General features: G+C 55.1%; 15 protein-coding genes. 8 read left to right on the plus strand and 7 right to left on the minus strand.

The window, feature by feature from the left end; genetic code table 11:
* The first annotated feature begins 124 nt into the window (after positions 1-124).
* Both yicI and J2Z70_RS23165 read left to right on the plus strand, forming a co-directional pair.
* Positions 125-2,446 (plus strand): alpha-xylosidase, encoded by a 2,322-nt coding sequence (gene yicI, locus J2Z70_RS23160; RefSeq protein WP_209877110.1) that lies wholly within the window; start codon positions 125-127, stop codon positions 2,444-2,446.
* Positions 2,447-3,069: 623 nt separating this feature from the next.
* Positions 3,070-4,344 carry an SGNH/GDSL hydrolase family protein gene (locus J2Z70_RS23165; RefSeq protein WP_245368465.1) on the plus strand — a complete coding sequence of 425 codons (1,275 nt, stop codon included), beginning with the start codon at positions 3,070-3,072 and terminating at the stop codon, positions 4,342-4,344.
* Positions 4,345-5,085: 741 nt separating this feature from the next.
* Here the strand turns inward: J2Z70_RS23165 and J2Z70_RS33415 are convergent.
* Together J2Z70_RS33415 and J2Z70_RS23175 are read right to left on the minus strand one after the other, a co-directional pair.
* Complete coding sequence (locus J2Z70_RS33415) at positions 5,086-7,023, minus strand: helix-turn-helix domain-containing protein (protein WP_245368466.1); 1,938 nt, start codon at positions 7,021-7,023, stop codon at positions 5,086-5,088.
* The gene (locus J2Z70_RS23175; protein ID WP_209877112.1) at positions 7,020-8,858 is read right to left on the minus strand and encodes a sensor histidine kinase; all 1,839 of its coding nucleotides are present in this window, start codon (positions 8,856-8,858) and stop codon (positions 7,020-7,022) included. The genes J2Z70_RS33415 and J2Z70_RS23175 overlap by 4 nt, the downstream gene beginning before the upstream one ends.
* A 132-nt stretch (positions 8,859-8,990) precedes the next feature.
* Here J2Z70_RS23175 and J2Z70_RS23180 point away from each other — a divergent pair, with 132 nt between their 5' ends.
* The 4 genes from J2Z70_RS23180 to J2Z70_RS23195 all read left to right on the plus strand — a co-directional run bounded on the left by J2Z70_RS23180 (position 8,991) and on the right by J2Z70_RS23195 (position 14,269).
* Positions 8,991-9,872, plus strand: coding sequence for a carbohydrate ABC transporter permease (locus tag J2Z70_RS23180; RefSeq protein WP_076078881.1), 882 nt, complete (start codon positions 8,991-8,993; stop codon positions 9,870-9,872).
* Positions 9,872-10,705, plus strand: a complete 834-nt coding sequence (locus J2Z70_RS23185; protein WP_209877114.1) for a carbohydrate ABC transporter permease — start codon at positions 9,872-9,874, stop codon at positions 10,703-10,705. Before J2Z70_RS23180 ends, J2Z70_RS23185 begins: the two co-directional genes overlap by 1 nt.
* Positions 10,706-10,764: 59 nt before the next feature.
* A complete protein-coding gene (locus J2Z70_RS23190; RefSeq protein WP_209877116.1) occupies positions 10,765-12,069 on the plus strand; it encodes an ABC transporter substrate-binding protein in 1,305 nt (434 codons plus the stop codon).
* Positions 12,070-12,172: 103 nt separating this feature from the next.
* The gene (locus J2Z70_RS23195) at positions 12,173-14,269 is read left to right on the plus strand and encodes a beta-galactosidase (protein WP_342593048.1); all 2,097 of its coding nucleotides are present in this window, start codon (positions 12,173-12,175) and stop codon (positions 14,267-14,269) included.
* Here J2Z70_RS23195 and J2Z70_RS23200 read toward each other — a convergent pair.
* Complete coding sequence (locus J2Z70_RS23200) at positions 14,259-14,489, minus strand: hypothetical protein (RefSeq protein WP_076078884.1); 231 nt, start codon at positions 14,487-14,489, stop codon at positions 14,259-14,261. The genes J2Z70_RS23195 and J2Z70_RS23200 overlap by 11 nt on opposite strands.
* Before the next feature lie 147 nt (positions 14,490-14,636).
* On the opposite strand from J2Z70_RS23200, the gene J2Z70_RS23205 reads away from it, so the two are divergent.
* Positions 14,637-15,551, plus strand: coding sequence for a LysR family transcriptional regulator (locus J2Z70_RS23205; protein WP_209877117.1), 915 nt, complete (start codon positions 14,637-14,639; stop codon positions 15,549-15,551).
* Between the two features lie 105 nt (positions 15,552-15,656).
* Here the strand turns inward: J2Z70_RS23205 and J2Z70_RS23210 are convergent, their stop codons facing one another.
* Positions 15,657-16,493 carry an AraC family transcriptional regulator gene (locus J2Z70_RS23210; protein WP_209877119.1) on the minus strand — a complete coding sequence of 279 codons (837 nt, stop codon included), beginning with the start codon at positions 16,491-16,493 and terminating at the stop codon, positions 15,657-15,659.
* A gap of 119 nt (positions 16,494-16,612) precedes the next feature.
* Here J2Z70_RS23210 and J2Z70_RS23215 point away from each other — a divergent pair, with 119 nt between their 5' ends.
* On the plus strand, positions 16,613-18,643 hold the full coding sequence (locus J2Z70_RS23215) for a beta-galactosidase (RefSeq protein WP_209877121.1): 2,031 nt from the start codon (positions 16,613-16,615) through the stop codon (positions 18,641-18,643).
* 86 nt (positions 18,644-18,729) lie between these two features.
* Here the strand turns inward: J2Z70_RS23215 and J2Z70_RS23220 are convergent, their stop codons facing one another.
* Genes J2Z70_RS23220 through J2Z70_RS23230 form a run of 3 tightly spaced genes read right to left on the minus strand, consistent with a single transcriptional unit; the run spans position 18,730 to position 22,700 of the window.
* Positions 18,730-19,923 (minus strand): Ger(x)C family spore germination protein, encoded by a 1,194-nt coding sequence (locus J2Z70_RS23220; RefSeq protein WP_209877123.1) that lies wholly within the window; start codon positions 19,921-19,923, stop codon positions 18,730-18,732.
* Entirely contained in the window at positions 19,916-21,019 is a 1,104-nt protein-coding gene (locus J2Z70_RS23225) for a GerAB/ArcD/ProY family transporter (RefSeq protein WP_209877125.1), read from the minus strand. The genes J2Z70_RS23220 and J2Z70_RS23225 overlap by 8 nt, the downstream gene beginning before the upstream one ends.
* Before the next feature lie 28 nt (positions 21,020-21,047).
* Complete coding sequence (locus J2Z70_RS23230) at positions 21,048-22,700, minus strand: spore germination protein (RefSeq protein ID WP_209877233.1); 1,653 nt, start codon at positions 22,698-22,700, stop codon at positions 21,048-21,050.
* Between the last annotated feature and the right edge of the window lie 146 nt (positions 22,701-22,846).

Here is a 22,846-nt window from a genome sequence, read left to right on the forward strand (position 1 = left end):
GGGGCCTCCTTGTCTGATGGCGTCAAAATAGTGTTATAAATGAGCTATATATTATTAGTTTTGAACTTTTATTATCGGTATAATGCAACTATATACACCAAATCGAAGGGTGGCAAGTGCACATATGAAATTTACAGACGGCTTATGGCTGGTTCGTGACGGAATTACAATCAATGGTGCAGTGCAGAACTATGTGGTAGAAAAAACCGAGGAAGGCCTGACCGCCATCACGCAGACGACTCCCATCACGGGACGTTCGGCGACACTCAACTCCACACTGCTGACTGTGAAATTCCATTCCCCGCTTCCGGGCGTGGTTGGAGTCAAAATTATTCATAACGACGGCGTGATTCCACGCGGACCTTCGTTCGAGCTGACTGAGGGAACCGGCGATCATGTGAAAATCGAGGAGACAGAGGCGCAGACGGTACTGATCAGCGGCGGACTCCGCGTGGTCATCAATAAGGGTACACACTGGTCTGTGGACTTCTACCGTGGCGACGAGCGCATTACCGGCAGCGGTTACAAATCGATGGCCTATATCACGGATCAGAACGGCAACACCTTCATGCGTGAGGAGCTGGATCTGGGCGTTGGTGAATTCGTGTATGGTCTGGGCGAGCGCTTTACGGCTTTTGTCAAAAACGGCCAGGTGGTCGATCTGTGGAACAAAGACGGCGGTACAAGCTCCGAGCAGGCGTACAAGAACGTTCCGTTCTATGTGACGAGCAAGGGGTACGGCGTATTCGTGAATCAGCCGGAACTGGTATCGTATGAGATTGCGTCTGAGAAGGTGAAGAAGGCCCAGTTCAGCGTAGCCGGAGAGAGCCTGGAATACTTCGTGATTGAAGGACCGACGATTAAAGAGGTCATCACGAAATACACCTCCCTGACAGGCAAGCCTGCGCTGCCTCCGGCCTGGACCTTCGGCCTGTGGCTGACGACTTCGTTCACAACAGACTACGATGAAGCTACGGTGAACTCCTTCGTGGAAGGGATGGCGGAGCGCGATCTGCCGCTGCATGTGTTCCACTTCGACTGCTTCTGGATGCGCGAATATCAATGGACCGATTTCCAATGGGATTCCCGTGTGTTCCCGGACCCGGTGGGTATGCTGAAGCGTCTGCATGACAAGGGGCTGAAGATTTGCGTGTGGATCAACTCCTATATCGGACAGCGCTCCCCGTTGTTTGAAGAAGGCCGGAAGAATGGTTATCTGCTCAAAAAAGCCAACGGTGACGTCTATCAGACGGACCTCTGGCAAGCGGGTATGGGACTGGTCGACTTCACGAACCCTGCGGCTTGTGAATGGTATGCCGGTTACCTGCGTGACCTGGTGGATATGGGCGTAGACAGCTTCAAGACCGACTTCGGCGAGCGGATTCCGACCGATGTGGTATACTTTGACGGCTCCGACCCTTACAAGATGCATAACTATTATACCCAGTTGTATAACAAGGTTGTATTCGAGGTGCTGGAAGAGAAGCTCGGCAAAAATGAAGCTGCCGTGTTCGCACGCTCCGCTACCGCTGGCGGCCAGCAGTTCCCGGTTCACTGGGGCGGCGATTGCTATGCCGACTATGAATCCATGGCAGAGAGCCTGCGCGGCGGCCTGTCGCTCGGCCTGTCCGGCTTCGGCTTCTGGAGCCATGACATCGGCGGGTTCGAGAACACCGCTCCGGCGCATGTCTTCAAGCGCTGGCTGGCCTTCGGCCTGCTCTCCAGCCACAGCCGTCTGCACGGCAGCACCTCGTACCGTGTGCCTTGGGCGTATGACGATGAAGCCGTGGACGTTACCCGCTTCTTCACCAAGCTCAAGTGCAGCCTGATGCCTTACCTGTATGATGTAGCCGGACAGGCACATGAGCAGGGCTGGGCCTCGATGCGGGCCATGGTGATGGAGTTCCCGGAAGATCCGACCTGTGAGGTGCTGGACCGCCAGTACATGCTGGGCGATTCCCTGCTGGTGGCTCCGATCTTCCAGGAGAATGGCGAAGTGAAGTACTACCTGCCGGCCGGACGCTGGACACACCTGTTAAGCGGTGAGACCGTACAGGGCGGATCATGGCGCAAGGAGAAGCATGACTTCTTCAGCCTGCCGCTGTTCGTTCGGCCGAACACTCTGCTGGCTGTGGGCAGCGAGGACAGCCGTCCGGATTATGATTTTGCCGATGGCGTGAAGTTCGGCCTGTACTCCCTGGAGGACGGGAAGTCTGCTGCAGCGACTGTGCGTGATATCCACGGCGCTCCGGAGCTGAAGGTAGAAGCTGTACGCAGCGGCAGCACTGTAATGGTAACTGCCGAAGGCAGCGGCAAAGCATTCACCCTGGCGGTGAAGGATCTCGGCGCTATCGCTTCCGTGGAAGGTGCGGAGCAGGTAGATGAGACTACAGTGAGCGTGGGCGCCGGTGAGAAGTCCGTAACGTTCACGATTACGCTGAAATAAGTGAACTATAGACGGAATTAACACACACGCAAGACGGAATTAACACAACTATAGACCGAATTAACACATCCGCACGACTGAATTAACATAACTATAGACGGAATTAACACACTTGCACGCTGGCTTAGCCTATGGTTGTGCCCTTAAGTAACCAAGCTCTCTGATGACAGGGGACATTAGTCTCCTTGATCGGGGAGCTTTTTGGGGATTGGCGGCGGTGGGGGAGTGCAATGGCACACACGATGAGCCACAACGGGCTAATTGCTGCCAGAAATGCAACAATCCCCGCAGCAGGAGCAGGGCTCTGGCGAATTGTTGTCAAAAATGCAGCATTTCAGCTTCCCTGAGCGAATCAGCGGCGAAATTCCTGCATTTGGTGCAACATTGCACCAAAATAGCGAGTTTCACAGGCAGCAGTGTTGCAAATAGTGCAACATTAGTGGTTTCGAACGAGTGCTGAAGAAGTGCTAAAGGAGTGCCGCCAATGGAGTGCTGAAGGAATGCTGAAGGAATGCTGGAAGGGTTGCCAAGTTACTGTTAATTTAATGGTATAGCGTCAGCCGTACCAGCCGCCGCAGCCCATCAGCCAGAGAAACAGCACCAGAATAAAGGAGTCGATGACTATGAACAATATTGAGGGTAGAGGGACAGTGAATATTGGAGAGGAGGACTGGGGGAAGGTGGATAGTGGGGAAGAGAGTATCGGGAAGGCGGGCTGCACTATGGAGAACAAGGAGAACAGGCCAAACGGAGTACTGAGCCAGCCGGAGTTCACCTCGGCCACCGCGCTGTCTACAGCCGCCAACTATATTATGAACGCGCCGGAGCTGTTCACCCATACGTACCGCACCTATATCCGGCTGCGGGAGAACGGGAGCCTGATGCTGAAGTTCTGGCACAGCAATGCGGTGGATTCGACCTGGGACCTGGGCACGGATGCCATAGCCAGTGAACCGGGCGGCGAGTGGAGCATCGAGGCGGCATATCTCGCCGATGGCGGAGCGGCGCCGGACGGCAGCATTGTGCCGGGCTCGCAGGTGCCGGTTACCTTCGGCGGCGAATTGTCGCGGCGAGTGGAGCCGGGTGAGCAGTTCTGGAGCGACGAAGCGCTTCTGGAGCTGCCGGAGAACCACTTGTTGGCCTTCACCTGGACCTTGAAAACGGCTGGCGCAGGCAAGTCATTCCCCTTCAATGTGGAGGGAATGCTGGTCTCCGGCTACGATGCGCCGGGTACTTTGGCAGCTCAGGAGTCTGCGGCTGATTTCAGCGAATCGGACAAGCTGCAGGTCCTCCCAAGCTTCCTGGGCTACAAGAAGGATGTAACGAAGAAGCTGGTTTTTCTGGGTGACTCGATCACGCAAGGGGTACGGACTGCCAAGGATCAATACACACACTGGGCGGCAAGAATTGCGGAGGGGCTGGGTACAGAGTATGGAGTGTGGAATATCGGCTCCGGCTGGGGCCGGGCCTACGATGTAGCCACGGACGGTCCCTGGTTGCATAAGGCACAGCAAGGTGATGAGGTGCTGATCGTGCTCGGTGTGAATGATCTGGATATCGGCCAGCGCTCGGCAGATAAGTTGCTGGGGGACCTCGCACACATTATCTCCCGGATCAAGGAAGCACAGCCGGAGGCAATAGTAATTCTCAGCACCGTGCCACCTTTCAATTTCGAGGGCGAGCGTGAGACCCATTGGCGTAAAGTGAATGAATGTATCCGCATGAGTCCTCCGGCCGGAGTGGACCGCGTATTCGACATGGCCGCCGTCCTCTCAGTTCCGGCTCCTGCAGATCACCGGATCAAGCCGGAGTATATGAGCGACGAGTTCGACCCGCATCCGAACGGTGCGGCGGGCAAGGCAGTGGCGGAAGCTTTTCTGGCGTGGTACAGAGGTTAGCGAAATTTAACAGTAAACGGACTCCAGTAAGTTAGTAGAGCATCAGAATTAAACAAGTGAGTTCATTCCATAAATGAGGTAAGGGATGAAGCTGCGTTCGTAGCGAAAAAACAGGGATAAGTGTATTCTGTGCAACTAAAAACAGTGAAACGGATGGACTTCCTCTTCTAATTGTATTTTGTGCAACTAGATTTGCCCGGATGGACGAAAATCCAGGTGTAGGGGCATTTTAATTGCACGAACTACATCTAAACGGAGATTTGGCGGCACATCGGACGATTTAGTTGTACGAATTACAATTAAGCCTTCCCCCTTGCCCCCTAATTGGGGTGAAGTAACCACTCAGCAAGCCATTAGTTAAAGTGAATTTCACACGTTTAGAGCTGATGAGCTATTAGTAGAGCATCAGCTCTTCATCTGTGGATGGGTGAAGAGCCATGGAGGACTAAAAGGGTGAAGTAACCGGAGCAAATGTAGGCGAAAAACCGAACACAATGCACCGTCGCGAGGGAACACGGCCGAATGTAGGCGAAAAACCGAACACAATGCGCCGTCGTGAGGGAACACGGCCGAATGTAGGCGAAAAACCGAACACAATGCACCGCCGCGAGGGAACACGGCCAAATGTAGGCGAAAAACCGAACACAATGCACCGCCGCGAGGGAACACGGCCGAATGTAGGCGAAAAACCGAATACATTCTCCCCCAGTAATCAGCATTCACATACCACCCAGACGGAGCTTAATGCTCCGCCTGATCCCGGTAGTCTTTCGGCGAATGGCCGCTGTGCTTCTTGAAGACCTTGCTGAAGTATTTGACGTCGTGGAAGCCGACCATTTCCGAGATCTGGGCCAGCTTGAGGCCCGGATTCTGCATCAGCAGCTTGGCCTTCTCGATGCGGACGCTGACGATGTAGTCGGAGAAGTTGATGCCGTATTCCTGCTTGAACCGGCGTGAGACATACTCGCGGCTGACCTGGAATTTGCCCGCCATCTCCTGAAGGGAGAGGTCGGAGGGGTAATTCTGCTCAATGTATTTTACGATCTCCGTCATCGGGTTCCGCTCTTTCTGCTGTCTGTCCGTGAGCGCCCGGGATAGCTGCTGCATGAAGGTAAGGGACCAATCGCGCCAGGCGAACAGCGAGAAGGAATAGCCGCTGGGCTGCGGAGAGGGGTTCTGCTGGTCCCCGTGCTCAAGCTCAGCCAGCACGTTAGCCGCCTGGCTGCCAAGCGCTTCCCGGACCAGCCGGGAGCGAAGCAGCAGCGCATCGGCCTTCCAGTCGTTCAGCATCTGCGGGGTAACCACCCCCCGGCGGCTCAGCTCCTGGGTCCAGTGCTGCGCTGCTGCGGTCAGGGCCTCGGGCGTCCCGCTGATGACTGCCATCCGCCAGTCCTCCTGGACATCGGCGAAGCTCAGCGGGACTGCGGTCTCCCGTTTATCGCGCGGCTTCCCGCCGGGTATCGTCCCCGGCTCCCTGCCCGTCACTGCGCCAGCACCATTGCCAGTCACCCACCCCGGCCCTGCACCCGCACCTGACTTCCGGCCAGTCACCTCGCCCGTTCCCGAGCCAGTCAATCCGCCTGTCGCCGCACCCGCACCTGACTTCCGGCTCGTCACCTCGCCCGTTCCCGAGCCAGTCAATCCGCCTGTCACCGCACCCAAGCCTGGCTTCCCGCCCGTCATCACACCCACATTAGTCTCCCCGCCTGCCACCGCGCCCGCTCCCATGCTTGTCCCCGCGCCCGGCAGCGCCTCCTCTCCCGCAAAATGGCAGTAATCCTCATGCCTGAGCAGATTCCGCCGCAGCAGGGCTTCGGCGGCTTCGGCGCGTCCCGCCGGCAGATGCGCGGGGAAGGCGCCCGGCGTGCTGATTCCGAAATGCATGCGGAATTGCAGCGTCAGGAAGATGCCCTGATTCATCCGGCTAATCAGCGAAGTGACGGATTCATGCGGCTCCCAGAGCAGGATGGCAATCTCCGGCGGCCCGCCCCAATAGCGGAAGGCGATGCCCGTGCCCTGCTGCTGCAAAAATTCGTTGCAGATGTTCACGATGGCATAGTAGAGCAGCTCGCTGTCGCCGCCGAAGCGCCGCAGCAGCGGATTGTTGCCGCTGTCCGTCTGCACGAGGAGCAGACGCGAAATCTTAATGTCCGGCGGAATGATGCTGTCATGGATCAGGCGGCGCAGCGAGGCCTCGGCATTCACCTTGTCGTCGATCAATGCGGACAGCAGCTTCTCCCCGAAGATCGGCTTGATCTCATTCAGCCGGAGGTTCTGGTGCTGGCGGTGGCTGCGTTCCGCCTCCTCGGCCCGCCAGGCGGATACTGCTTTGGAGACCGCGCTGTTAATCATATCCGGGTCAATCGGCTTCAGGATATAATCGATGCCGCCATGGCGGACGGTCTGGCGGACGAAGTCGAAATCATTATGCCCGCTGACTACAATGAACTTGGTGCTGCCTGCGAATTCATCCACCCAGGTCATCAGCTCCAGGCCGCTCCCGGACTCCATCATCATATCCATAATGACCAGCGCTGGCTTCTCCTGGCGGATCAGACCGATGGCCTCATTGCCGTTACCCGCCTCCAGAATCTCCTCAATCTGATGGGCCTCCCAGTCCACCAGCAGGCGGACGGCCTTCCGGACTCTTGCTTCGTCATCTACAATCAGTGCCTTCATATCCGTTCACTCTCCACTACAATATCGATTTCCAGGCGGATGATTACCCCGCCTGTCTTCAGATTATCCACGGTCAGCAGGGCGTTATCCCCGCAAACCAGCCGCAGCCTGGCCAGCACATTCCCGAGGCCGATGCCCGCGCCCGGTGCATCGCGTCTGCTGGGGCTGTCCTGTCCGGCGTTCTGCAGCAGCTCCCGTTCTTCAACGGTGCTGGACTGCTCCAGCTCCTTGCGCAGCGCCTCCAGCCGTCCTGCCGGAATCGGGAGGCCGTTGTTGGCGATGCTGATCTCCATCCGCTCCGGGGTTAGCCCGGCCACGTTAATCTCCATGTATCCGTCCTGGCGGTCAAGCTGGAAGCCGTGCTTGAAGTAATTCTCCACAATCGGCTGCATAATCATCTTGGGCATCAGCGCCTGAAGCAGCGGCTCCTCCACCTCACAGCGGAAGCTGAACTTGTTCTCAAAACGCTCCTTCTGCAGCTGGATATACGCTTTAACATGGTCCAGCTCATTCTGGACCGTCACCACCTTCTCATCATTGTACATGCTGTAGCGCATCATTTTGGCCAGAGCCGAGAGCAGGCCGTAGATCTGCGGCACCTTCAGCTCCAGGGCCAGCGTACCGATAATCTGGAGAGTGTTGTTCAGAAAATGCGGATTAATCTGGGACTGGAGCGCCCTCAGCTCATTGGTACGGCTCGCCAGCTCCAGTCTGTACTCCCGCAGAATGAGATTGTTGATCGTGTCCATCATACTGCGGAAATGCTCGGTGACCACCCCGATCTCATCGTTGCCCGCCGGGCGGATCTCAATGTTGAGATTCCCGGTCTGGACCTGATTCATATACCGGGTCAGCTGCTTGATCGGCGCGGTAATCCGGAAGGAGACGAGGATCGTCAGAACAATGATCGTCACCAGCAGCAGCGCCAGCAGCAGCAGGTTGATCGCGGCGGCCTCCTTGGCTTCGCGGAACAGATAGGAGACGGGAATCTGCTTGACGAGCGTCCAGCCGAGGCCGATGCTGTCGATCTTTTGATAGATGAATACAGAGCTGTCTTGTTCAAAATAACCCTGCAACTGCGTACTGTCCGCAATCTGAGTGTTATACCAATCAGCATTCAGCGGTTTGCCGAGCAGCCCGGAATCATGGCTGTAGACCAGCCTGCCGCTGCTGTCCACCAGGTAGAGCTTCTCCTGATCCTGCTCGTACAGCTGGTCCACAATCTCACTGAGGGCTGCCAGCTTCACATCAATTGACAGATAGCCTAGCGCCTGCGAGGTAGGGATACGCTCAATTCTGCGGTGCAGCGTAAAGACCGGCTCCGGTATAAACTGCGTTAAGGGCAGCCTTAGCCCGTAAGCATTGCTCAGATGTGTACTCTGCACGCTTACCGGTGAGCTTCCGCTCAGACTGGACTGGTGGTAGGGCGCATTAGCCAGCCAGCGCTTGGGTGTTGTATTGTCGGTGATCAGCGTAGCCTTCGAGTCTTTCACACTGTATAAGTACACCTGTGAGAGGTGGGGCAGCGAGGTGGAGATATAGCTGAGCGAGTTATAGATGGCAATATCGGAGGACAGATCGTCGTACCCTGCTTCCAGCAGCCGGTAAAAATCGCCGTCAGAATACACGTTCAGCGACAGACGGTTGATCTCCTGCAGCAGACTGTTAATGTTCTTGTAGCCCTGATAGAGCAGATTCTTGTTCTCATCGACCGCCCGGTCCCGCAGCGACTTGGTGGTGTGGGAATAGCTGACATACATCGTAGCCATAATGCAGATTAAGGTGGGCACAAGCAGGAAGACGATCAGCTTCGTGCGGATACTGGTCCATTTCATGGGGCGGGTCACATCCAGGTCAATATTTTACACCCTAAAGATCACTTGCGTAGGTGTAAGAGGCTCTGCAAAAAACAGATAATATCTTTAGATCATAAACAAGTGAGTGAGTAAAAGAAAGGGGGGCCATACATGCGCGGCAATAAATTGTCCCAATTCGGTCAGCAGGTATTTTTCGTTGGCCCGGCATTATTGTTTTTTACCTTGATCATGATTGTTCCGTTTCTGATGGGGATGTACTACTCCTTCACGGATTGGAACGGCGTATCCGGTAATGTAAGCTGGGTCGGCTTTGAGAATTTTAAAAGTATTTTTACAAATGATCACGATTTCTGGTCATCCTTCTGGTTTACCGTGAGATTCACCGTGCTGGGTGTGATCTTGACTAACATAGTAGGCTTCTTCCTGGCCTATCTATTGACCAAACCCTTGAAGACACGCAATATGCTCCGGACCATTTTTTTCATGCCGAATGTAATCGGGGGCCTGCTGCTCGGGTTCATCTGGCAGTTCATCTTCATCAAAGGCTTCGCCACTATGGGCGATCTTACAGGGCTATCCTTCTTCAACCTTCCTTGGCTCGGGGATGCGACCACCGGCTTCTGGGCAATTGTCATGGTCTTCATCTGGCAGTCCTCCGGCTATCTGATGGTCATCTACATCGCTTCGCTCAGCAACGTCTCCAAAGAGGTGCTCGAAGCTGCCGAGATTGACGGCGCCTCCCGGATGCAGGTGCTGCGTAACATCATCCTTCCGCTGATTATGCCTGCGGTTACGATTGGACTGTTCCTGGCGATCTCCTGGTCCTTCAAGATGTTCGACCTGAACCTCTCGCTGACCAAAGGCGGACCGTTCAAATCTACGGAATCTGTAGCGATGAACATCTATAACGAAGCCTTCCTGAACAACCGTTATGGTCTGGGTACGGCGAAGGCGCTGTTATTCTTCCTCATTGTAGCGCTGATCACTGTCATTCAGGTTCGTATAACGAAGAGTAAGGAGGTAGAAGCTTAATGAATGCCAAGACCAAAAGCAGATGGAATATCGGCATTGAAGTGATGATGATCCTTCTGGCGCTTCTGTTCCTCTCTCCGTTCTACTTCCTGTTGGCGAATTCGGTGAAATCCTTCGGCGAGATTCTGAGCGACGCGGCCAGCTGGCCGCAGACCTTCATGTGGTCGAACTATGTGAATGCCTGGAAGCTGGCCCGGTTCTCCGAGGCCTTCCGCAACTCGCTGATTATTACGATCATCAGTGTAGCGCTGATCTCGCTGTTCAGTGCGATGGCGGCGTACCGCATGGTGCGTGCCAATAACCGGTTCAACCAGATTCTGCTGCTGCTGATGGTAGCGGCGATGGTGGTTCCGTTCCAGACGATTATGATTCCGATCTTGAAGGTTGTGAACGTCCTGGGCGTGAATAACTCCTTCACAGGTCTAATTATCTCCCATCTGGGTCTCAGCATTCCGATGGCGATCTTCCTGTTCCACGGCTTCATCAAGTCTGTGCCGCTGGAGATTGAAGAGGCGGCCACGGTGGATGGCTGTAACCCGATCTCCGCGTTCTTCCGGATTGTATTGCCGCTGCTCAAGCCGATGCTGATGACCATTATCGTGCTCAATGCGCTGGGAATCTGGAATGACTATCTGTTGCCGTCTCTGATTCTTCAAGCACCTGGACTGCGGACGATTCCGCTGGCGACCTTCTCGTTCTTCGGCCAGTATACGAAGCAGTGGGATATGGCGCTTCCGGCACTGACCATCGGGATTGCACCGATCGTCATCTTCTATCTGTTCATGCAGCGTTACATTGTTGAGGGAATAGCGGCTGGCTCGGTGAAGGGTTAATTCACCGGGCTCCCGTTCCACATAAGAAGCAGTTAAATTATTCAAGGGGGAAATATCTAATGAAGAAGAAATATTCTGCACTGATGATGTCATCCGTAATGCTAATGTCAGTAGTGCTCGCGGCTTGTGGCGGTAATGCCGATAAGTCTGCCTCAAATAATGCTTCTAATGGAAGCGCTGGCAACAGCGGCGCTGTGAAGACGGTTAAGATTTTCCAGTTCAAGACTGAGATCGTGGAAGGCCTGAACGAGCTGAAGGTGGAATTCGAGAAAGAGCATCCTAACATCAAGCTGGATATCCAGACGGTTGGGGGCGGCGCAGACTATGGTGCAGCGCTGAAGACCAAATTCGCTTCCGGCGATGCTCCTGATATTTTCAGTAACGGCGGGTATGCTGAAATGGCACTGTGGCAAGACAAACTCGAAGACCTGTCCGACCAGCCTTGGGTGAAGGATCTGATTCCACTTGCAGCAGAACCTATGACCAAGGACGGCAAAACCTACGGGATGCCAATGAACCTTGAAGGCATCGGTTATGTATACAACAAGGACCTGTTCGCCAAGGCCGGGATTACAGAGACGCCAAAAACCATCTCACAGCTTGAAGAAGCAGCTAAAAAGCTGCAGGCGATTGGCGTAACTCCGTTCGGCAACGCTTATCAGGAATGGTGGCTGCTGGGGATTCAGGGGATTAGCGTAGCTTTTGCACAGCAGGATAATGTGGATGAATTCATCAAGGGCCTGAACGACGGAACCGCATCCATCGTAGGGAATGAGAAGTTCAAGGATTGGAGCAACTTGCTGAATCTGACGGTAAAATACGGCCAGAAGAATCCTCTGACCACGGATGCTAACACTCACCTGGCGCTGTTCGCCAAGGGCGAAACGGCTATGATGCAGGAAGGCAACTGGGCACAGACCCTGGTAGATAACATTACGCCGGACATGAACATCGGGATGTTCCCGATGCCAATCAACGACGATGCGGCGATGAACGATAAGCTGTCGGTGGGTGTTCCGGCGAACCTGGTAGTGAACAAGGAATCCGGCTCCAAGGAAGAAGCGAAGACGTTCCTGAACTGGCTGGTGACTTCAGATATGGGGAAAGAGTATATCGTGAAGAAATGGAAGTTCATTCCTGCACTGTCCACCATTCCGGCAACGCCTGAGGATATCGGTCTGCTGGGTGCGGATGTCTGGAATTATGTAAAAGAAGGCAAGGTCTACGGGCTGCAGGCATCCAAATTCCCTGATGGCGTTACACAGGAATTCGCCAGCTCCATTCAGGAATTGATTGCCGGCAAAGTGGATGAAGCCGGCTGGGAGAAGGGCATGCAGGCTGCCTGGGATAAGCTGAAGAAATAATCTGAAAGGGAACAGATTGGATAGAGTGGCTTGGCCGGGACGCTCATGCCCATCTCAGTGAATGAGGTGAGGCGGGGCGTCCTTTATGGTTTTCGGCTAACTGGTGATTGAGGTATACTCGAATCAAAGTCTTGTACATTACGATAAGAGGGAGCTGGGCACAATTCGGGAGCGGAATGATTACAGCAACGTGCAAATCGGTGTCGACTATTATCCTGAGCATTGGGACGAGTCCATGTGGGAGAAGGATATCAAGTTAATGAAGGAAACCGGGGTCAAGGTTGTCCGGGTAGCGGAATTTGCCTGGAGCCGGCTGGAACCATCGGACGGCAGCTTTGACTTCGCCTGGTTGGACCGGGCGCTGGATTTGTTCCATGCGTACGGGATTCAGATTGTGATCGGGACGCCTACAGCAACACCGCCGCGTTGGCTGACCTCCGCTTACCCGGATGTGTTGCCTATACTCGCGGATGGCGGCGTCTTCCATCCGGGCGTGCGCGGCCACCGCTGTTATAACAGCGCTTCCCTGCGGAAATATGGCCGCCGGATTATTGAGGCGCTTGCCCGCCAGTACAGCAGTCACCCTGCGGTTATCGGCTGGCAGACGGATAACGAATTCAGTATGCTGGATTGCTGCTGTGACAGCTGCAACCTGGCGTTCCGGGACTGGGTTCAGCAGAAGTACGGGACGCTGGAACAGCTTAATTCGGAGTGGGGAACCGTGGTCTGGAGCGGAAGCTACAGCAGCTGGAGTGAACTGACAGTTCCTTATGGCGCTTCACCTTTTCAGAACCCTTCGCTGCTGCTGGACTTCCAGCGGTTCCAATGGGATTCAGTGATTGCCTTCCAGAAGTCGCAGATTGATGTGCTGCGGGCGATCTGCCCACATCACTTTATCACCCATAACTTTCACAGTTATCCGCAGCGGCTGGATATGCACGGGCTGGCAGAGGAGCTGGATGTGGCGGCCTTCGATTACTATCCGAATCCTTCGCCTAAGAAACAGGCCACTGCACCATACAGCGGGGCCTTATCCCTGGATCTGACCCGCGGGATTAAACGCCGGGGCTTCTGGATCATGGAGCAGCTTAGCGGCCCTCCGGGCTGCTGGTTCCCGATGTGGCGCACTCCGTATCCCGGACTGATCCGTGCATATGCCTGGCAGGCGATTGCCAGAGGTGCGGATACCGTAGTGCATTTCCGCTGGAGAAGCGCAGCCGCCGGAGCAGAGCAGTTCTGGCACGGCCTCATCGACCACAGCAATGTGCCCGGGCGGAGATTTGCCGAATTCGGGCAGCTGTGCAGTGAGGTGAATGCTCTGGCTCCGCTGCTGGAAGGGACACTGGTCATGAGTCAGACAGCTATCCTGTATTCGCACGAGCAGTTGGCTGCGCTGCGGATTCAGCCCCAGGCGGAGGGGCTGGACTATTATGATAACATCAAGCAATATCACCGGGCGTTAACCAAGCGTGGCATCAGTTGTGATGTGGTGGACTGGCGTCAGCCGCTGGAGGGCTACAAGCTGGTTATCGTCCCGAGCCTGTACCTGCATGATGAAGAGGCGGCACAGGCGCTGGAATCCTTTGCAGAAGGCGGCGGCACAGTCATTCTGATGAGCCGAAGCGGCGTGAAGAACATGAATAATATCTGTGTAATGCAGCCTCTTCCCGGGCTGTTCTCACGTGCGGCCGGCATAACGGTGGAGGAGTATGATCCGGTTGGAGACGAGGTTCATACGCTCCGTGATGCTGAAGGGAATCTGTATGCATGCAGCCATTGGTGCGACATTCTTTGTCTGGAGGGAGCGGAGCCGATCGCCTGGTATGAAGATGATTACTATGCCGGAGTTCCTGCGGCTACACTGAACCGCTTCGGGGCGGGCAAGGTATATTATATCGGAACCGATCCCGGGGAGGATTATTGGCTGAAGCTTTTGGGTGATATCGCGCTGGACGCAGGGCTTGAGCAGTTCGCGGAATTACCGGAGGGCGTTCAGGCCTTCAAGCGTACAGGAGAGAACCGGGAGCTGCTGTTCCTGCTGAACCTCAGCCGGACGGCTCAGAGCATCCGGCTGGAGAAGCACTACCGCAGCGCGCTAACCGGCAATCTGGAGACTGGAACCGTCATGCTTCCGCCTTTTGCTGTTCAGATTCTGCAAGCTGTAAGCTCTGGCCTGCAGGAAGCTGGAGTCAGGCAGTAGGGTGACGTCTCTTCTCCTGCATGCGGGAGGCCAGGGAGACCACAGGAGCTTTCGGCTGTGGCTTCCGTCTCTCGGCCTGCTGCTTCTGCGCCGCCATAAGCTCCTCTTGGCGGAACCGGCTTAGGAGGTCATGGACAGTTCTGATTTCACTTGTACCGATAGCTATTTCTATGCCATCCGGATTACCGGGCAGCTGGAACTTCCACTTTTTGTTTTCCACTGCTCTCACTCCTAGCCATTTTTTAGTCGGGGTCTCGCATTCCTGTTATATTTCCATCATAAACGGTGTATCGGATCATGTATAATGAAGGGAAATGATGGAGGCCATCACTGCGGCTGATGGGTGATCCGGGGGGAGCGATACGGCGTGGATACGGGTCTTCTCAAAGTATTTCTGGCGGTTGCCGAAGAAGGAAGTATCTCTAAGGCAGCCCAAAGCCTGAACTATGTGCAGTCCAATGTAACGGCAAGAATCCAGCAGCTGGAGCAGGAGCTGAAGACTCCGCTGTTCTACCGGCATAGCCGGGGAATTACCTTGACCTCGGCCGGACGGACGTTCATGGAGTATACGGTCAAGATTCTTAATCTGCTGGATGAGGCGAAGCTGGCGGTGCTGGATTCGCCGGTGCCCACAGGCTTGATTACCATCGGCTCGGATACGACGGCGGCAGTGCGGCTGCCTGCTATCCTGTCCACTTACCGAGGATGCTACCCGGAGGTGGAGGTGCAGCTGCAGGTCGGACGGGCGGGGGAGCTGATCGAGTCGGTTCTGCAGCATCAAGTCCAGGGGGCCTTTATGGACGGGCCGGTGGAGCACCCGGAGATTGTCCAGGAGCTGCTCATCCACGAACGGATCGGGCTGGTGATTCCCGATAGTATGGATTATCAGGGCATCCTCTCTGTTCATGACAAGACCCTGCTGATGCTGAATGCAGAATGCCTGTACCGGAACAAGCTGGAGAGCTGGCTGGCGGAAGAGGGCGGACGGCTGGGTAAGATGATGGAGTTCGGGACGATGGAGGGATTACTCGGCTGTGTAAGGGCGGGAATAGGGTATGCGGTGCTGCCGTTATCCTATTTCACCCGGATGAATGTCACGGAGGGGATAAGGATCTATCCGTTTCCCGAGAAGTATGCGGAGGTGCCGACGGTATTCATCCGGCGGCGCGACCTCTATATGACGAGCGCGTTCCGGGAGTTCATCGAAGAGCTGAAGGCAGGGCTGCCGGAAGCGGTGAGCGGGACAGACAGGCTGCAGAACGGCAGCGGTCCTGTGGAGTAACGGGCAGCAGTGAAGTCATAAACGTAGGATAAGATCCTATATTCGTGCCGCAAAAGACGGATACCCCACTTAGGTGGATGGTATCCGTCTCTGTATGTTCAGGAGTTAGTGCAGCTTCCTGAACTGCTCCGGCGTAACCGCCGACTGCTTACGGAAGGTGGCTACGAAATGGCTGACATCGCGGAAGCCGACCAGCTGCGAGATGGCCTTAACGGTAAGCTGGGGATTCGCAACCAACAGCTCCTTGCTCTTGCGGATGCGCAGCCGGACGAAATAAGCATAAGGCGATAGCCCGAAGGTCTGCAGGAACAGGCTGTTCAGATATCTGCCGGACACCTCAAGCCGGGAGGCGAGATCACTGAGGCCTACCTCGGGATCACCATAATGGCTGTCCATCCATTTCAGCAGCGGCTGAAGCTTGTCCACATTGCGGGAGATGGCCGTGTTGTTATGCAGCTGCCCGTATTTGTTCAGGGTCAGCAGGAAACGGTAGGCATCGCTGGATTCCCCGAGACTGAACATGTCATTCGAAGTATCGTGGCGGTCCAGCATCTCCTTCAGCATCGAGCTCAGCGGCGCCCCGCTCTCCCAGCGGTAGAACAGGCTGGTGTTCATCCCGAGCGAATCCAGAATATGCCGGGCTGAGGTCCCGCCGAAGGTGAGATAATAGGTGCGCCAAGTCTCTGAGGAGAGTGCTTCATAGCGGTGCGGTGTCCCCGGCATCAGCAGAATGCCGCTGCCCTCGGTGAGGGTGAGCTTCTTGTTGTCGAAGTGGATCATCCCGCTGCCATGCGCCGTCTGCAGCCAATGATAGGTGTGATAGCCTTGCGGCCGGGAGACTTGTTCCTGATCAGGGTTATACCCCATACTGTCGAGGGTGATGGGGAGCAGCTGGCCGCTCTCCTGGGCGAATACGATTCTGCGGACGGTATCCAGTGACATTCTGGTTCATCTCCTGGTGTTCCATATTATTATATTTCAATTCATTAATATTATATTTATAGCGATTGAGGTAGCGATTAAAATAAGAATATACTTATACTATAAAGGATGTGCGTAGCGTGATCAACGAGATATTACCTAAGATCTGGTACGGTGGAGATTATAACCCGGAGCAATGGGAGGCCCCGGTCTGGGCGGAGGACGAGCGGATGTTCAAGCTCGCGGGCATAGACGTAGCAACCATTAATGTGTTCTCCTGGGCGCTGATTCAGCCGTCTGAGGATACGTACGATTTCAGTGGTCTGGATGAGTTAATCGACCGCTTATATAAGAACGGCACATATGTATGTCTGGCTACGGGTACCGGGGCACATCCGGCCTGGATGGCTCACCGCTATCCGGAGGTAACCCGCGTGGATGTTCAGGGCCGGAAGCGTAAATTCGGCGGTCGCCACAACTCCAACCCGAACAGCGCAGTCTACCGCAAATACGCGGCCCTGCTGGCCGGTAAGCTGGCTGAGCGCTATAAGGATCACCCGGGCCTGGTAGCCTGGCATATCTCCAATGAATACGGCGGATATGATTATTCCGAGCAGTCCGAGGCGGCTTTTCGCGTATGGTTGAAGGAACGTTACGGAACGCTGGATGCGCTCAACAAAGCCTGGAACACCCGGTTCTGGGGCCATACCTTCTATGACTGGGAGGAAATCGTTGTCCCGAATGAGCTTAGTGAAGAGTGGAACGGCAACCGGACCAACTTCCAGGGAATCTCTCTGGACTACCGGAGATTCATGTCGGATAGCCTGCTGGAATGTTACATTCTCGAATATAAGGCAATCAAGGAGCACAGCCAGGATATTCCGGTTACAACCAACATGATGGGCTTCTACCCGGAGCTGGATTATTTCAAGTGGGCGAAATATCTGGATGTAATCTCTTGGGACAACTATCCTTCCTTGGACACGCCGGTCAGCCATACGGCGATGACACATGATCTTATGCGCGGCCTGAAGAACGGCCAGCCGTTCATGCTGATGGAGCAGACGCCAAGCCAGCAGAACTGGCAGCCGTACAATTCCCTGAAGCGTCCCGGCGTCATGCGCCTCTGGAGCTATCAGGCGGTAGCGCGCGGTGCTGACACCGTGCTGTTCTTCCAGCTGCGGCGGTCCATCGGCGCTTGCGAGAAATACCACGGAGCGGTCATTGAGCATGTAGGGCATGAGCATACCCGCGTATTCCGCGAATGTGCTGAGCTGGGCCGGGAGCTGGAGAGCTTGGGCAGCGAGCTGCTGGATGCACGCAGTGCGGCGCAGATCGGGATTATCTACGACTGGGAGAACCGCTGGGCGCTTGATCTCTCCAGCGGCCCGTCTGTTGCACTGAAATATGTGGACGAGGTCCATAAGTATTATGATGCGCTCTATCAGCAGAATATTGAAGCGGATATGATCGGCGTAGAAGAGGATCTGTCGAGATACAAGATTGTCATTGCGCCGGTGCTGTATATGGTGAAGCCGGGCTTCGCCGAGAAGGTCGAGGCCTTCGTCCAGGCCGGCGGCACCTTCATTACGACTTATTTCAGCGGGATCGTCAATGAGAATGATCTGGTTACGGTTGGCGGGTATCCGGGAGAGCTGCGTAAGGTGCTGGGGATCTGGGCCGAGGAGATCGATGCCCTGCTGCCGGGCATGAGCAATGAAATCGTAATGAATAAGGAATGGGGGGCTCTGAACCGTTCTTATGCCTGCGGCCTGCTCTGCGACCTGATTCATCCCGAAGGCGCAGAGGTGCTCGCTCAGTATGGTGCGGATTTCTATAAAGGTATGCCTGCCCTAACGGTGAACAGCTTCGGCGCTGGTAAGGCTTATTATGTGGCCACCAGCCCGGATGAGGGCTTCCTGCGCGGCTTCCTGGCTAACCTGTGCGCCGATAACGGCATTGCGCCGCTGGTCAGCGCGCCGGAAGGTATCGAGTCCGTTCAGCGTGTGAAGGACGGCGTATCCTATCTGTTCCTGCTGAACCATTCAGCAGAGGAGCTTCGTGCGGATATCGGTACCCTAGAGCGGACCGATCTGCTTACCGGGAAGAAGTTCAGCGGCTCCACTCCAGTTCCCGGGCGCGGAGTGCTGATTCTCTCAGACAAGCAGTAAGGCACGACAAAGCTGTCCCGAAGGCCGTTCATTAGACACGGCTGCTGGGACAGCTTTTTTTAAAACAGACTCTTAACGGGATTACCCTATTGAGTGAAGGAGCCGAAGTCCGTAATCTTCAAATCAACCGTGACATGAATAGGAGTCCGGCTGAACACCTCGTCCCAATGATCCTCCAGCTTGTTCCATAAGGCGGGTTCCTGGATGCTGAGTCTGGTGGAGAATCCGCCCACATCTGCTTTGTAATCCGACTGCAGCTTGTGAAGCATACTCTTCATCATCCCCTCCAGCCGCTCCTTGAACAGCTCCTCTGCTTTTTGGGGAAGATGGGTGGCCGCAGGGTATTCCTCTACGTTCCAGGTTTCGCTTAGCCTTCCTTCCGTTACAAGCTTGACGTCAAAGGACAGCTCGCCGCCGTCTGCTTTGGCAGTGATTTTACTCTTCATGGACTTGAGTTCATAGGTAATCGGCTCATTGCTCCAGTCGTAGGTCTTGATGACCCCGCTTTGCCCCCCGTTGGTCAGCCAGCTCAGACATTCGGTTTCCTCCTGATTCAGCGGGCCCACCCAGTGCCCGGTATCTCCCTTGATCACTCCGGCTCCCGAGAATTCTACCTCCCCATTCGCCGTTACCAGGTTCTGCAGTGCATAACTGCGTTTGGAGTGCATATTGGCATCCATTTTCGATAAAATAACAGGGTCCAGCACCTTGCTGGTTCTCTTCTGATTGCGCAGCATATCTCTGATGTGAAAGGCAGGAATTTCATTTTTTTGCTTCGCGACCATAGTGTCTGCTGCGCGGCCTTGGCTTATGAACACCATCGTGCTGGGACGGATATCATTATCCCGAAGGACGAAATCCATTAACTGGTTTATCCTCTGCTGCTTGAGCAGTTCACTGGAGATCACTATAACCTTGAGGTGGTGGCCGATGATCGGCCGTTCACGCAGAATCGAATATTGACGGAAGATCTCCAGCACAGAATCTCCGGTTCCGGTTACATTCATATAGGGTGGACTGCTGCCGCTGCTGCCGCCTTGTTTATCTGTCCCTCCCACGGAGTTAGCCGGAACCATCTGCACAGTGGCGGTGATTTTATTCTTTTTATAATAAGTAGCGCCCTTGTCCTCCAGCTCCTGTTCTGTGGCCGAGAACTCTCCGACATCCAGAGCCAGCCCTGCGTATAGGGCCAGATCCTCAATCTCTTTACTGCTCCAGCAGGAGGTCAGTGTGGCAAGGATTAGCAGACTGCACAGCACCACCAGGATTCTTCTACACATGCTGCTTCAGCCCCTTCACCCGGATGAGCCAGACGACAGAGAGCAGGACAGGCACCAGCAGGAACAGCACCAACCCCATCTTGCCTATGGTATCTCCGAGTGCGAACAGATCGCCTAAGGATTTGGGCAGCATCGCCGAGATGAACAGCAGCGGAACCAACGCATAAATAATCGGGTGCACCTTAAGCTTGAAGATCTGTGAGAGACCCAGCGTGGACTGGAAAAAGAAGCTGCTGAAGTTGCAGAACATCTGCATCAGCCAGATGACCATGAACGGGAATTCCAGACGCTCGAAGAAAAATCCCGGCACCTCGAAGCTGCGCAATAGATCAATAGTGGGCCAGGTGCTGGTGATGGCGGAATCAATAGAGATGCCTCCGATCACTATAATGATGGTCAGGAAATAGATGGACATCAGGATGGCCAGGCCGCCAAGCATAGCTTTGACAGCCTTTTTGGGGTCATCCATGAATGCCACAAGCGTCATAGTGACTTCACAGCCGGTGAATACAAGCACGGTGGATTTGAGCCCGGCGAATACGGGGGACCATCCCTTGCCGAGTACAGGACGCAGATTATCGATATCGAACATCCGCAGGCTGAGCACGAAGGAGATGAGCAGAATCATAATGCTGATCGGGAAAACAATGGTGTAGACACGGGCAATAGAGTTGATGCCTCCGTATACGAGGTAGGTGCTCAGCCAGAGAAAAGGAAGGATTACTGCCCAGATCGGAGTCCCCTCCAGCAGGAAAAACAGGGTAACCTCGGCCAGTGTACGGATCTCAAAGCCGGCGATAGTGATGAAATACAGGATTAACAGCATGGACAGAATGCCGCCGATGAACCGGCCGGTCAGCAGCCTTGAGTACTGAAAGACGGTTTTTCCCGGGAATTGCTGGCTGATCTTCACCATAAGGAGGACAACCAGCATCACAATGGCCCCGCCGAGCAGGGTGGAGATCCAGCCATCCGGAGTTCCGACACTCTTGCTTACGCTGCGCGGCAGTGTGAGCACACCCGCGCCCAGCAAGGTATTGTTCAGGAAAATGGCCGTTTGTGTAGCCGTGATTTTATCATCCGTGCGTATGAACATACTGCATTCCTCCTTATACCAGGCGCGGTCATGATCTTCGTTTACTCTGCTTAGTCTTCATCATTTTCGGTCTGCGCTTCATCAGTGCCATCGGAGCGCGCAGGAACAGATCCTTCCAGTCACTGAGCCGGAAAGGGGAGAGCGGGGTCAGATAAGGCACTCCGAAGCTCTTGAGCTTGGTCAGGTGGCAGCAGATCAGCAGGAAGAACAGAATGGTCCCGTACATTCCCAGCACCGAGGCGAACAGCATACCGGCGAAGCGCAGCATCCGCAGGGTGATCCCGGCGCTGTACATTGGAATGGAGAAGGAGGAGATGGCAGTTACGGCCACCGTAATGACCAGGAACGGGCTGACGATCCCCGCCTGAACCGCTGCATCGCCGATGATCAGACCGCCGACGATGCCCATCGCCGGACCGATCGGCTTCGGCAACCGGATGCCCGCTTCCCTAAGAATCTCGATGGCGACCTCCAGAATCAGCACCTCTATCAGAGAGGGAAAGGGCACACCCTGCCGGGTCTTAATGATCGTGATCGCCAGCTCTGTAGGAATCAGCCCCGGATGAAAGGAGATGAAAGAGATGTACAGGGCTGGAGCCATCAGGGCAAAGAAGGATGCTCCAAAACGCATCAGCCGCAGGAGAGTGCCAGGCAGCCAGCGCTCATAATAATCTTCCGGCGACTGCAGCAGCATGCTGAAGGTCACCGGTGCGATTAGCACAAAGGGCGTGCCGTCCAGCAGAATGGCGACCCGTCCTTCCAGCAGGGCACTGATGACCCTGTCCGGCCGTTCTGTATTCTGCAGCTGCTGGAACGGGCTGAGATAATTATCCTCAATCAGCTGCTCGATGTAGCCGGATTCGGCCAGGAAATCCATATCGATTTTGCAGATGCGGTTCTTAATCTCCTCCAGCAGGTCGGGATTGACGATATCCTTCATGTAGGCCACAACGATCTCCCTTTCAATAGCGGTCCCTGCCCGGAAGGATACCATCTCAAGCTGATCGCTAAGGCCCTGGCGGCGCAAAATAGAGGTATTCTCGCTGAGCACCTCCGTGAAGCCCAGTCTGGGGCCGCGGAGCAGCGCTTCGGAGACCGGCTCGTCCGCCTGGCGGCTGGGAGCACCGGGCATCTCGATCAGGAGCCCGCAGCGCAGCCCATCGATCAGCAGGGCGGCATGGCCGAAGAGGACAGACTTATTGAAGTCTCTGATATGCTCTTCCTCTCTAAGCTCGCTGAAGGGAAGACGATGCCCGGCCATTTCAACAGAAGACTGCGGACCGGGAGGCATCTCATGCATCAGGTATTGCATAACTTCCATACTGAGCAGCCGGTCACTCTGCATGCCGTCGACATGGATGACGACTCCTTGTGCACCTGTTTTCGCATTTGTGAATGCTCTGAAATGGACATCGCTGTTGTTGCCGATGCCGGATTTAACCGCCTGCAGGTCGGCCTGGAGATCACCGGTAAACCGGGCGGAGGATTCCTCTGGAGCCAGCGGCGGCGGCCCCTGCGCAGGAACGGTTCTTGCGCCGTACCCGATCTGGCCGCGTCCGCTGCCTACCAGCTTGTAGAGCGATTTATAGAGATAGGCCAAGAGCAGCGGAACAAGCATAGCCACACCCGCTTGGGCGAAGATTGCCCAGCCGGGTATATAGGAAAGAATCATACCGAACAGTGTAATCATCCCCAGCTTTTGAATTTGGGTATAACGGAGTACGAGTTTTCATCTTCATGCAGTTTTCCAAACTTTATCTAAATTTACTCGTAATTACCGAAAATAATTTGGTACGGTGGGTCCGGCTTATATGCTCCCCGGGTCCG

The sequence above is a fragment of the Paenibacillus silagei genome (genome assembly GCF_017874735.1).
Lineage (GTDB): Bacteria > Bacillota > Bacilli > Paenibacillales > Paenibacillaceae > Paenibacillus_AQ > Paenibacillus_AQ silagei.